The 12456-nt window shown below is 68.6% G+C and carries 9 protein-coding genes and 4 pseudogenes; 2 read left to right on the forward strand and 11 right to left on the reverse strand.

Features of this window, described 5'->3' with window-relative positions; translation table 11 throughout:
* Positions 1 to 880: 880 nt before the first annotated feature.
* A complete protein-coding gene (locus ACZ6ZQ_RS38015; RefSeq protein ID WP_469773112.1) occupies positions 881 to 1333 on the reverse strand; it encodes a nuclear transport factor 2 family protein in 453 nt (150 codons plus the stop codon).
* A gap of 68 nt (positions 1334 to 1401) precedes the next feature.
* On the reverse strand, positions 1402 to 2112 hold the full coding sequence (locus ACZ6ZQ_RS38020; protein ID WP_469773113.1) for an SDR family NAD(P)-dependent oxidoreductase: 711 nt from the start codon (positions 2110 to 2112) through the stop codon (positions 1402 to 1404).
* Between the two features lie 104 nt (positions 2113 to 2216).
* Between ACZ6ZQ_RS38020 and ACZ6ZQ_RS38025 the strand changes: the two genes are divergently transcribed.
* Positions 2217 to 3059, forward strand: coding sequence for a helix-turn-helix transcriptional regulator (locus ACZ6ZQ_RS38025; RefSeq protein WP_469773114.1), 843 nt, complete (start codon positions 2217 to 2219; stop codon positions 3057 to 3059).
* 328 nt (positions 3060 to 3387) lie between these two features.
* On the opposite strand, the gene ACZ6ZQ_RS38030 is transcribed toward ACZ6ZQ_RS38025, so the two are convergent.
* Together ACZ6ZQ_RS38030 and ACZ6ZQ_RS38035 are read right to left on the reverse strand one after the other, a co-directional pair.
* A complete protein-coding gene (locus tag ACZ6ZQ_RS38030; RefSeq protein WP_469773115.1) occupies positions 3388 to 3510 on the reverse strand; it encodes a hypothetical protein in 123 nt (40 codons plus the stop codon).
* Between the two features lie 390 nt (positions 3511 to 3900).
* Positions 3901 to 4134: pseudogene (locus tag ACZ6ZQ_RS38035) on the reverse strand (transposase); the annotation flags it as partial.
* A gap of 162 nt (positions 4135 to 4296) precedes the next feature.
* Here ACZ6ZQ_RS38035 and ACZ6ZQ_RS38040 point away from each other — a divergent pair.
* A pseudogene (locus ACZ6ZQ_RS38040) lies at positions 4297 to 5376 on the forward strand (IS256 family transposase); the annotation flags it as partial.
* Between the two features lie 87 nt (positions 5377 to 5463).
* On the opposite strand, the pseudogene ACZ6ZQ_RS38045 reads toward ACZ6ZQ_RS38040, so the two are convergent.
* From ACZ6ZQ_RS38045 to ACZ6ZQ_RS38075, 7 genes and pseudogenes are all read right to left on the reverse strand, one after another.
* Positions 5464 to 6114 (reverse strand): annotated as a pseudogene (locus ACZ6ZQ_RS38045) (transposase); the annotation flags it as partial.
* Positions 6115 to 6227: 113 nt separating this feature from the next.
* Positions 6228 to 6752 carry a P-loop nucleotide/nucleoside kinase family protein gene (locus ACZ6ZQ_RS38050; protein WP_469773116.1) on the reverse strand — a complete coding sequence of 175 codons (525 nt, stop codon included), beginning with the start codon at positions 6750 to 6752 and terminating at the stop codon, positions 6228 to 6230.
* Positions 6753 to 7245: 493 nt separating this feature from the next.
* Positions 7246 to 8093, reverse strand: a pseudogene (locus tag ACZ6ZQ_RS38055) (IS5 family transposase).
* Between the two features lie 102 nt (positions 8094 to 8195).
* Positions 8196 to 8948 (reverse strand): N-acetyltransferase, encoded by a 753-nt coding sequence (locus ACZ6ZQ_RS38060; RefSeq protein WP_469773117.1) that lies wholly within the window; start codon positions 8946 to 8948, stop codon positions 8196 to 8198.
* 86 nt (positions 8949 to 9034) lie between these two features.
* Positions 9035 to 9814: an SDR family NAD(P)-dependent oxidoreductase gene (locus tag ACZ6ZQ_RS38065; protein ID WP_469773118.1), complete on the reverse strand. Its 780-nt coding sequence runs from the start codon at positions 9812 to 9814 to the stop codon at positions 9035 to 9037.
* A gap of 184 nt (positions 9815 to 9998) precedes the next feature.
* The gene (gene sbnB / locus ACZ6ZQ_RS38070) at positions 9999 to 11033 is read right to left on the reverse strand and encodes a 2,3-diaminopropionate biosynthesis protein SbnB (RefSeq protein ID WP_469773120.1); all 1035 of its coding nucleotides are present in this window, start codon (positions 11031 to 11033) and stop codon (positions 9999 to 10001) included.
* 164 nt (positions 11034 to 11197) lie between these two features.
* On the reverse strand, positions 11198 to 12202 hold the full coding sequence (locus tag ACZ6ZQ_RS38075) for a TauD/TfdA family dioxygenase (protein ID WP_469773119.1): 1005 nt from the start codon (positions 12200 to 12202) through the stop codon (positions 11198 to 11200).
* Positions 12203 to 12456 lie beyond the last annotated feature (254 nt).

Genomic DNA, 12456 nt, shown 5'->3' on the forward strand with positions numbered 1-12456 from the left:
ACTACCTCGACCAGCGCGAGATACCCCGGCTGAAGTCTTGGCGAGCCCTGGGCAGCTGACCTCGGCAACTCCAAGATCCCCGACAGAGTCAAGCTTAGAAGCTGTGATGAAACCCCTTGAGTGCTGGCCCAGCGGCATACGTCGTCAGCGGGGAAGGACGTTGACGACGCGTTCCCTGCCGAGGATGGAGGTGTTTTCGCATCCTTCGGGGGTGACCAGGTTGGGGCGACCCACTTGCGGGAGAGCCGGTCGGGTCATCCTGGTGGGGTAGGTGCGGCGTACGAACCACTGGTGGCGGTAGACGCGCCCGGCGGCGGTGACGAGCCAGGTCCGCGTTCGCCGGCCTCCGGAGCACGGAGCTTCCGACGGGCCGAGCCCAGGGTCTGTGGAACCTCCGCAAGAACGCCTGCCAGCGCAGGTCGGCTCCTCGCGGGTCACGCCGGTGGCCGACGACCACAGCGAGAGCGGCAGTGGGTCGTTGGCGCCGGGCAGGCGGTCGACCTGGAGGCCGTATCAAGGTGCCCTCGAAGATGGGGAGTTCACCGGTGTGATCGATCCACGCGGAGCGGGTGGTCAGCCGCGCGTGGATGCGGTCCCGGCCATCGAGCGGGCGGCACGTACCGGTCGGTGACCTGCAGCGTCGCAGCGGTCGGATCGCCCCACGTCTCCGAGGTCTGGCGAAGCTCCTTGCCGCGCTTCCAGTCCGTGCGCATGCCGATCGAGGACGAGGACCTGCTGCGTGTTGACGAATGACGCCGGGCCCTTCGGGAAGGGCCCGGTGGTCGCGACGCTGCCCGGCAGGAACGGCATCCCGGCTGGTGCCCCCGGCGGACCGCTGCGGTCTGCCAGGGGGCGCCTCTGAGGCTGCTGAGTCTGCAGATCAGCGGTCCTGGGCGGCTGCTTCGGCCTCGGAGTCGGCGATGCCGAGGTTGGCGTAGGCGACCGGGTTGGCGTACTCCCAGACCTTCACGATCTGGCCGTCGGCGACGTCGATGCGGAAGATGTAGACGTTGTTGTAGACGAGCTTCTCCGCGCTGGACAGGATGTCGCCGTTGGCCTGGAGGAACACCGAGCGAGCGTCCTCGCTGACCGTCCAGACCTTGTCCAGGAAGGCGACGTGGTCGAACTTCGCCGCGACCGACTCGACGTAGGCGAGGACGGCGGCGGGGCTGTCGAAGACGTACCAGGGCTCGGGGGTGCCCGCGATCGACAGCGGGATGACGAAGGTCGCCTTCTTGGACAGCAGGTCGGCCACCGCGGCCGGGTCGCGGTTTTCGAACGCGGTGATGAACGCCTGGGCGGTCTCGAGGGACTTCTGGTGCACGCTGTTCATGATCATTCTTTCGTGGTGGTGTGGTACGGCCGCGGTCTGCAGCCCCAAGGGCGGGAAGGGCGGAAAGGTCACCAGGGCACGGGGCCGGTGGCGCCGAGGAATGCGGGGCTGGGTGCGTCGGGGCCGGTGGTGGCGGCTGCGACGATCACCGCCGCGCCGTCCTCGACGCTCTGGGTGCCCTGGTGGCCGTTGAGGTCGGTCGCGGTGAACCCGGGATCGACCGAGACCACGCTGATCTGCGGGAACGCCTGCGCGTAGACCGCGGTCAGCATGTTCAGCGCGGCCTTGGAGGAGTTGTAGGCCAGCAGCGGCGCCCACGCCTCGAGGATATCGGTGTGGGCGGGCGGGTCGGCGTTGATCGTCAGCGAGCCCAGGCTGCTGGAGACGTTCACGATCGCGGGACGGGCTGCGGCCTGCAGCAGGGGCAGGAAAGCGCGGGTGGTGCGCACAGCCCCGAACACGTTGGTGTCGAAGACCTGCTGCAGATCGGCGGCGGTCAGCTCACCGGCCGGCGCGGCCGGCCCGGCGATGCCCGCATTGTTGACCAGCACATCCACCCGGCCCACCTCGGCACGCACCTGCTGTGCGGCCGCGGCGACCGACGCCTCGTCGGTGATGTCGATCAGCAGCGGGCGGGCCCCGAGGGCCTTGGCGGCCTGCTCGCCGCGGTGTGCGTCGCGGGCGCCGGCATAGACGGTGTGGCCCAGCTCGATGAGGCGGCGGGCCGTTTCGAAACCGAGGCCCTTGTTGGCTCCGGTGATCACGGTGACTGTTGTCATGCCACTGAGCCTGCGCGCTGAGGCAACGGACAGGGAGAGCTCTCATCAGCGGGGGGTCGGCCAGTACCAGGCTGTTTGCACCGTGCCCGGCGGACAATGGATGCGTGAACGACGATCCCGTAGCCCTCGGCCAGGCCCTGCGCCACTGGCGTGACCGCACCAGCCCCAAAGACCTGGGCCTGCCCCTCGGCGGTGTCCGCCGCGCCCCCGGGTTGCGACGCGAAGAGCTCGCCCAGCTCGCCGGACTCTCCGTCGACTACGTCGTCCGCCTGGAACGAGGCCGCGCCACCTCACCCTCCCCGCAGGTCCTGGCCTCCCTCGCCCGCGCCCTGCGCCTGACCGAGACCGAACGCGACCACCTCTACCTCCTCGCCGGCCAGGCACCACCCACCACCGGCCAGATCTCCCCGCACATCCCGCCCAGCGTCCAGCGCCTTATCGACCAGCTGAACGGCAGCCCGCTCAGCGTGCACGACGCCGCCTGGAACCTCATCTCCTGGAACCCCCTGTGGGCCGCCCTCATGGGCGACCCCTCGCCCTGGCGCGGCAAGGACCGCAACATCGCCTGGCGGCACTTCACCCACCTGCCCACACGCGTCACCCACACCCCCGACCAACAGAACCGGCTCGAAACCGCCCTCGTCTCCGACCTGCGCTCCTCCGCCGCCCGCTACCCTAAAGACACGCACCTCACGGCACTGATCACCAGCCTGCGCAGCGCCAGCGAACGCTTCGACGACCTGTGGGACTCCCACACGGTCGGGTTCCACACCACGGACAGCAAGACCGTCCACCACCCCGACCTCGGCCCCGTCACCGTCGACTGCGACACGCTCACCATCCCCGGAAACGATCTGCGTATCGCCATCTGCTCCGCACCACCGGCAACCGCCACAGCCGAACAATTCGCCCTGCTCGCAGCCATCGGTACCCAAGCCCTGACCTGACACACCTCGCTGCCGAGACTGAACGCTCCCGCACCGAAACCCACACGCCACTCCTTCAAAGCGGGAGGTCAGCGCAGAGCTTCCGGCCGCTCCAGGTGCAGGAATCTGCCACCCGGCGGCTCGCCACCGAGATGACACCACCCTCGTAGCTCTCCGTTTGGGGACCAAGATCAAGGGCTTAGCGCCAATCGCTGTCCTGGAAGTCGGGCGCGGGCCGAGACTGAGCCGTTTCACCAGCACGTGTTTCTAATCCGCGTGCGGTGTTGGTGCGGTCGCCTCGCCTGTGGTTACGCGCGGTGCTCTCTACCTCGTCGTTCGGAGACTGTGGCTACAACGCGCACCACTGGCCCAGATCGCTGGGCGCCCCTGTCTGGATGAAGGTGGAGACACAGGTCCACGCGCGGTCGACGTTCAGGACGAAGTCGCCTGTGAACTCTGCTGGGTCGTCCATGATCGGGACGGCGACCACGCTGTCCGAGGGGGCGGTGCCGTCTCCCACGAGAAGGGAGACGGCGTCAGCGTCGCTGAACAGATGGACGACTGCGTGATCACCTCGGAAGCCGAGGGTCAGCAGAGGATAGTCACTCTCCGGCAACCGAACCTCGAGGTACCCCTGACCGCGGGAACGCAGTTGGCTGAAGGAGGCCGATAGGTCTCCGGCCTCCGAACACCTCTGCACTACGGAGAAGCATCCCGATTCCGGCGATGTCGCCGCCCACATCACGCTCACCGGATCCCCCGAAAGTCATCGTTCCCGCCCCTCAAACGCCGACCACGATACGGCCCGTCAGGATCGAGAACACGATCGTGCTGCGAGCTCTCTTCAGGCCTGAGAAGGCAGTCAGCCATCCAGGTCGCCGGTTTCCTCGGCCAGCCGGGGGGTGGCACCTTTGCGGGCGAGTCGCCTGGTCATGAGGGTGATCGCGGCCCAGGTGATCAGGGTCTCGGAGTGCTGGATGAGCCGTTCGTAGTCCCTGGCGTGGCGGCGGGCGTGCATCATCCACGCGAGCGACCTCTCGACGACCCACCTGCGGGGCAGTACGACGAAGCCGGAGGCGTCCTTGGGCCGGCTGACCGGGATGGTGTCCCTTGTGATGGTGTAGGCGATCACCATGCGGGTGTGCGCGGGCGGGTACCCGGGGCGTGCATCCGGTGACGGCCTCCGCTCCCTGCGCATAGGGCAGGCCACCGTGCAAATCTCCCTGGTGAACGGCCAGTTCAACACGGGAGGTGCCCGATGGCCTTGTCCCAGTCTGACCTACAACGCCTGCTGGAGTCACTACGCACGGCGGACGGGATCGAGCTCGTCCGCAACGTCGCCGAGCGCATGCTGCAAGAGCTGATCGAGGCCGAGCTCAGCGGCCGGATCAACGCCCAGTGGAATGAGCACACCGAGGACCGCACCGGCTACCGCAACGGTCACCGCGACAAGACCCTCGCCACCCAGGCCGGCGATCTGGACCTGGCCATCCCGAAACTGCGCAGCGGCAGCTTCTTTCCCAGCCTGCTGGAACGCCGGCGCCGCATCGACCAGGACCTGTACGCGGTCATCATGGAGGCTTACGTGCACGGGGCGTCCACCCGCTCGGTCGACGACCTGGTCAAGGCGCTCGGCGCGGACAGCGGCATCTCCAAGAGTGAGGTCTCGCGGATCTGCGGTGACCTGGACGAACAGCTCACGGTCTTCCGCGGCCGGCCCCTGGACCACAGCCGCTTCCCCTACCTTTACCTGGACGCGACCTACTGCAAGGTGCGCGTGAACCACCGGATCGTCTCCCAGGCCGTGGTCATCGCCACCGGCATCAGCGAGGACGGCGGCCGTGAGGTGCTGGGCGTGATGGTCGGCGACAGCGAGACCGAGGCGTTCTGGAGCGAGTTCCTGCGCTCCTTGCGCGAACGCGGCCTGGGCGGGGTCCGCCTGGTGATCTCCGACAGTCACAGCGGCCTGGTGGCAGCGATCCGGAAGGTCATGCTCGGTGCTGCCTGGCAGCGTTGTCGTGTTCACTTCCTGAGGAACGTGTTCTCCGTGATCCCCAAGGGATCCGGGGAAATGGTCGCGGCGACCATCCGCACCATCTTCATCCAGCCCACCGCCGAAGCCGTCCATCACCAGCTCGATGCGGTCGCTGACATGCTCGGGCAGCAGTTCCCCAAGGTCAGGCAGATGCTCCTGGACGCCAAGGAGGACCTGACCGCCTTCGCGGCCTTCCCCATCTCCCACTGGAAGAAGGTCCAGTCCTCAAATCCCCTGGAGCGGATCAACCGCGAGATCAAGCGCCGCACCGACGTCGTGCAGGTCTTCCCCACAAGCGCCGCACCGACGTCGTGCAGGTCTTCCCCAACCCGGCCGCCCTCGAACGGCTCGTCACCGCCGTGCTCAGCGAGATGCTTCCCAATCTGGAAGTCAAGCGGCCTGGGTGACCGGTGGTGTGACGGTGTAGCACCGTCGGTCACGAATCAGGGCCCACAGCACGTTGACGCGGCGCCGGGCCAGGGCGAGGACGGCCTGGACGTGACGTTTGCCCTCGGCTCTCTTCCTGTCGTAGAAGCGGCGCGAGTTGGGGTCGCAGCGGATGCTGATCAGGGCGGAGGTGTAGAAGACGCGTTGCAGGCGTCGGTGGTATCGCTTGGGGCGGTGGAGGTTGCCGTTGACCTGCCCGGAGTCTCGTGGCGCGGGCGCCACGCCGGCGAAGGCGGCGAGCTGGTCCGGGGTGGGGAACGCGTCCATGCTGCCACCGGTGGCGGCGAGGAGTTCGGCGCCCAGAGTGGTGCCGATGCCGGGCAGGGAGGTGATCACATCGGCGAGCTCGTGTTCGCGAAACCGGCCCTCGATGAGCTTGTCCGTCTCGGCGATCTTCTCGTTGAGGGCCATAACCTCCCTCGCCAGGGTGTGCACCATCTTGGAGATGGCCTTCTCGCCGGCAACGGCCGTGTGCTGGCGCTCCGCGGCCTCGACGGCCTTGGCTGCGAGGACTTCGGGGTGGTAGACCTTGCGGTTGCGCAGCCAGGTCGTCAGGCGCCGTAGGCCCGTGCGGCGAATCGCTGCCGGGCTCTGAGAGGGCGGTTCGTGAGGTGTTGACCGTTTCCCGATTGAGCCGAAGCACGCTAGTTGTCACAGGGCCGGCTTCTTGGCACCTGCGAGGCTTGACGCCGGCAGGTCGTTCTTTCTCAACTCTTGACGGCCTCTGCGATCTGAAGGGCGGCCTGGGCGGGTGTGAGGTGTGTGGTGTCGACGACCTCGGCCTCGGCGTGCAGCCACGTGCGGGCCGCCTCGGCGTAGGGCTCAAGGTATTGGAGACGGAACGGGGAGTCGGGGCCGAGAACAGTGTCGCTCGCGATGCGCCCGCGGAGGGTGTCCTGGTCGGCATGGAGGACGAAGTGCCGGAGCGGAATGGCATGCTGAGCAAGGCCCGAGCTGATCTCGCGCCAGTACTGCTCGACCAGGACAGTCATGGGCATCACCAGAGTGCCGCCGGTGTAGTCGAGAACGCGTCGGGCGGTCTCGACCACGAGCGGCCGCCATGGCGGCCAGTGCTGGAAGTTGTCCGTAGCGGGCAACCCCGGCGTGATGTCCATAAGTGTCTCGCCGACCTTCTCGGCGTCGAACACCCGTGAATCCGGAATCAGCTGCTGCACGAGCGCACTGGTCGTCGTCTTGCCCGCGCCATGGGTGCCGTTGAGCCATACGATCATGAGACTCGACGCTAGCGTCGTGCCGGCCGCGGGAACAGACACAGCAGAAATCGGCTCACTGATGAGGCTGGTAGGGCTGCTTGTCGCGGTGCTCGGCGGCTACTTGTTCCTGGTGAAGCTGCCGGTGTCGGCTTCAGTGAGGATGTCGAGCTTGACCAGGCGTTTCAGTTTGGCGCGGGTGCCTTCTATGTTCTTCGGCAGCGGTTCGTGGTCGGGGGCTTCGCAGACGTCCCGGGCCCGCAGTGGGCCGGTCGCGTCGTTGAAGACACCGAGGATGCGGGGGTAGTCCGGGTGCTCGGGCAGGTCTGGCGGGGCGGCTGGGAGCCTGTCAGCGAGACCGGTGACGGTCTTCCGGGTGATCGCGAGGTGTTCGAGGTGGGTCTCGGCCTCCCGCAGCCGGCCTGCAGTTCGCCGATCTGCGTGCGGAGGTCGTCGGCCATGGCCCGGGCGGCTTCCTCCTGGATGCCGAGCGCGTCGAACAGGGGCTGGAGGTTTACGCGCTCACCGTCTGCGGTTCGCGCCAGGTGGGGGTGTTCTCGCCGGTGAGGCGGCGGGCCATGGTGTGGGTCATGGCCCAGTAGACGCGGGAGGCGGACGAGGCGGGATGGTGCTCGTAGTCGCGGACCAGGCGCCGGTGCAGTATCAGGATCCCGTAGGTCTGCTCGACCCTCCACCGCTTCGGCTGTGGGACGAAGCCGGTGCCCTGCGGGTTGCGTTCGACGATCTCGACGTCGACGCCGAGTGCGGTGCCGTGGTCGACCACGGCCTTCTTGAAACCCTGGTCGACCAGCGCCTTCTCGACGGTGCCGCCGGCGCTCTCGGCGACCTGGTCCAACAGGACGATGCCCGCAGCGTTGTCGTGCGCGCTCGCGGCCAGGACGGTGACGGCGATGACCAGGCCGAGCACGTCCACAGCCAGGCCGCGCTTGCGGCCCGGCACCCGTTTCGCGGCGTCCCGGCCGGTCGTGGAAGCGGGGACCCCGGAGGCCGCATGGACACTCTGGGTGTCCAGGACCACCAGGGTCGGGTCCTCTGATCGGCGGGCCCGCTCACGGACCTGGCAGCGCAGGAGTTCGTGGATGACCTGGTCGGTCCCGTCGTCCCGCCAGACGGCGAAGTAGTAATACGTCGCGCTCTTCTGGGCAGGTCGTGCGGAAGGTAGGCCCACTGACAGCCGGTGCGGCTCTGGTACAGGATCGCGTTCACGATCTCCCGCATCGCGCAGGTGCCCTGGTGGCCGCTGACCGAGCGGTGCCGGTCCTTCCATGCGGTGATCACCGGCTCGATCAACGACCACTGCTCGTCCGATAAGTCGCTCGGGTACGGCTTGCGTTCACTCACCCCACCACCCCAACAGACCGTCGGCTGCGGACCAGCGGATCCGCCCTCACCCCACACCATCAGGCGACGACAGAATCACTCAAAGACTCACGAACCGCCCTCTCAGAGCCGGTGCCGTACCCATACGTTCGGCTCGACGTAGACCGCGTGGTCGCGCTCCAGGTCGCACCGCACGGGAGCGAGCGCGCCTGGCACCCACACGTCCCCGGTCGTGTCGAACGGGAGTCCGGTCCACTCCCGCCACTCCGCGAGCGACCCGGAGATCGTCATCGACACGGGGGCCACCTTCTCGATCACCGCCCCGGCGCGGGCGTGGACCCGCAGCCAGGGGTCGTAGGGCAGCCGGTCCTGCTCGCGGACGCGGAAGGCGTATTCGTCCATCGGCGTCTGCGGCTCGCGGTGCTTACCGCTCGGCCGCACCGGGGCGACGATCTCGGTGAACCCGTGCGCCCGGGCGTTGTCCCTCATCGCGCCGAGCATCAGCCCGGAGAGCCCGCGCCCCTGGAGATCGGGCCGTACCGCGATCTCGATCGCGCTGACCATGTCGGGCTCGTCTCCGCGCCGGCGGTCGGCGAACGCCCACAGCAGCACCTCGTCCCACCCCCGGTCGGGCAGTCGGCCCTGCCGCTTGGAGCGAGCCATCCAGAACGGGACACTGAGCCCGCGCGCCACCAGTGCCCCCTCGCCGTCCGTGGCCACCACCACGAACTCCGGGAACTCCTGGGGGATCAAACCCATAAGGGCGTTGGACACCGGATCATGGTGCATGAACACGGGCCAGCTGTCCGGCATCTCCCACAGGACCTCGCGCAGCCCGGGCCGCTTCGCGAGAGTGGTAACGGTCATATGGTCCATGCCGTGCACCCTAGGGCGCCGGCCTGCGCGGGTCGCCTGGTTTTCAGGACGCCGACCGGCGCCGTTTGGTCAGGCTTGATGTGGGCTCAGTGGACGGAGAACCCGCCGTCGACGAAGATCGCCTGCCCGGTGACGTAGCCGGAGGCGCGGCCGGCCAGGAACACGGCCGCTCCGGCGAAGTCCTCGGCCAGGCCGTTGCGTTTGACCATCGTGCGTGCGGCCAGCGCCGCCACCTTCTGCGGGTCGGACGACAACCGCGCGTTGAGCGGGGTCATGACGAAGCCGGGCACCAGCGTGTTGCAGGTGACGCCGTGCGGCGACCACGCCTCGGCCTGCGAGCGGGCCAGCGACTCCAGCGCCCCCTTGGAGACCCCGTAGGCGCCGCTGTGGACGAACGCCCGGTGCGCCTGCTGGGAGCTGATGTGGATGATCCGCCCGAAGCCCCGCTCGGCCATGCCGGGCCCGAACCGCCGGCCCAGCAGGTAGGGCGCCTCCAGGTTCACCGCCATCGTGGCGTCCCACACTTCCTCGTCCAGCTCGCCCATCGGCGGCCGCAGGTTGATCCCGGCGCTGTTGACGAGAATGTCGGGCTCGCCGAACACGGCGGCTGCCTGTTCCGCCGCCGCGCGCACCCCGTCGCGGCTGCTCAGGTCGGCGCTCACCCAGGCCGCCCGGCAGCCGTCCGCCGCCAGCTCGCCGACCGTGGCGGCCAGTTCCGGCTTTTTGCGCGCCACGATCACCACGCTCGCCCCCGCTCGCGCGAGAGCCCCGGCGATGGCCCGGCCGATACCGGAACTGCCGCCCGTCACCACGGCGATGCGGCCGTCCAGCGAGAACAGTTCGGACAGGTAGCTGTGCGAGGTCATGCCCGCACCCTAGAGGGCGCATCCACCGTGACAGTGCCCGGGCGGAACGCATCGGGCCCCGGGGATGCCCTTCCTCCCCGGCCCCGGCCCGAAGGCCGGGGTTGCCATGCACGGAGGGTGGGACGAGGGGCGCGGTGGTCTCCTCATCCACGGTGGAGGGCGAGGCCGCGGTGGGGTGGGCTGCTCATCCGTAGCGGCGCAGTTCGTGGAAGAAGTCGTCGATGACGTGCAGTTGCCCCAGGCGGTCCGTTTCGTCGTAGACGTATTTGCCCACCGCGAGGTCGAGGACTCCGAGGCCGAAGGGGGAGAAGACCAGTGGCCGGTCGGTGGGGGGTGTCACGCGGCCGGTCATCACGTCGTCCAGGGTGCCACCCAGGAAGTCGCGGTTGCCGGTGAGCTGTTCGGCCAGGTGGGGTGAGGTGTCGGCTTTGAGGCAGTGCTCGACGTCGTCGACGATGTTGGCCGAGTTGAGGATGATCTCGGGTGCGAGGTCGCGCAGTGAGACGTGCAGGACCAGCGGATGGTGGTCGAACCATGCCGGGTCGCTGACATGCGGTTTGCCGGCGACGGTGGCGAAGACGACCAGGTCGCTGGAGCGGATCAGGTCCTCGGCGCTGTCGTGCACGGTGATCCGGCCGGGTGTGCCGGTCTGCTGCAGGTAGGTGCTGAAGCCGGCGGCGCTGTCGGCGGACAGGTCGTGGACGCCGATCTCGTCGAAGGACCAGCCGGTGCCGGCCAGGAAGGTGTGGATGTAGCGGGCGATCAGGCCCACCCCGAAGAACCCGACACGGGTGGGGCGCTCGCGGGTGTGGCTGAGCCGGTCGGCGGCCAGTGCCGCCATCGCGGCCGTTCTGGTGGCGCTGATGATGGAGCTTTCCAGGCAGGCGAACGGGTAGCCGGTGTCGTGGTCGTTGAGGATCAGCACGGCCGAGGCCCTGGGGATTCCGGACGCCACGTTCTGCGGGAAGCTGGAGATCCATTTGAGGCCGTCCACCCGCACGTGGCCGCCGATGGAGGCAGGCAGCGCGATGATCCGGGAGGAGGGGCGGTCGGGGAAACGCAGGAAGTACGACGGAGGGTTGACCGAGTCGCCGGCGGCGTGCAGCCGGTAGGTCGTCTCGACCAGCCGAACGATCTGCTCCTCGCGGCCCTTCAGTGCGTGCTGGACCTGGGCACCGGAGATCACCGCGAACGGCGGCACCGTGACCGGCTCGGACATGACCGACTCCCTTGCATACTCCATGACGGGCTCCATGACGGGCTTCCTCGCAGACTCCATGACGGGCCTTCCTGCGGACCTTCCTGCAGGCTTTCCTGCGGACTTTCCTGCAGGCTTTCCTGCAGGCTTTCCTGCAGGCTTTTGGGGGGTGGAAGGTCTGGCGGTCATCGGGCACCCGCCTCGCCGGCCGGCGCCTGCTGGGCCAGGTGCAGCGGCTCGGCCATCGCGACGAGGACCTCACGCGGCCCCTCGAACGGCTCCCTGCTGTGCGCCATGCGGACGTTGTCGAGGAGCATCAGGTCACCGGCCTGCCACGGCTCGCGCACGGTGTGGGCCTCGTAGACCTCGTTGAGCAGCTGGACGACGTTCTCGCCGATGGGGTCGCCGCCTCCGAAGCGGGTGTTGAACGGCAGGGCGTCGGCGCCGTAGACGTCGATGAGGTACTCGCGGACCTCGGGGGCCATCGTCCACTCGTTGAGGAACGCGACCTGGTTGAACCAGCAGCGCCGGCCGGAGAGCGGATGGCGTACCACGGCCGGGCGGCGCTGGCGGGTGTGCAGGGCGCCGTCGGGCTGCCAGGCGAACTCGATGGCCTGGGTGCGGCAGTAGTCCTCGATGACGGCCCGGTCCTCGGTGCCGAACGCCTCGGTCAGTGATGCCCCGATCTCGTCGTTGTAGCTGCGGGTGAGCAGCCAGCCCTCCCGCTCGAACCGCTCGACCAGCTCGGGCGGCAAAGCCTCCAGCACGGTCGGCGCATCGGCGATCGCGGTCGCCCCGCCGGTGGTGGGTGCGCTCAGGCAGGCGAACATCATCAGGCCGGGGGGTTTGAGGGTGTAGCTCAGTTCGTGGTGCATGCACATCGGCTGGGTGGCCGGCCAGGTGGAGGAGGAGTACACGCCCGGGCCGTAGCTGTGGCGGGGCGCGAAGGCTTCCCTGTCCGTCATCAGCGTGCCGGCCAGCTGATGGAAGACGGCGCCGGCCCGCTGCACGTCACCGAGCTGGAGGCCGCGGATGAGGATCGCGCCGTGCTCGGTGACCAGGGCGCGCAGCGCGTGGCGGTGCTGCTGCGCCCAGGCGGCTGCGTCGTCGGGCGGCTCGGCGTGCAGCATCGGGGGCTTGCCGGGCTGCGCCGTGACATCGAGCAGCGTGGCCGGGGAGGGGATCGACATGGTGTTCTTCCTTGTCTGTGCTGTGTCTTCAGTGCTGTGTCTGGCTGGGGCTGTCTGGTGGGTGCTGTGTCTGGTGGGTGCTGTGTCTGGCGGGTGCTCTGGTGGGTGCTGTGGTCAGCAGGAGGCCGTCAGTTCGGCTGCGCGGTGCGGGGACCTGCTGTCGAGGAGGCCGGCGAGGTCGGCGAGGTGGGGGTGGCGGGTGACGTCCTTGAGGGAGACCTGGCGGTCCAGGGCGACGGCGAGTTTCACCGCGG

The organism is Streptomyces sp. NPDC053673 (assembly GCF_055585225.1).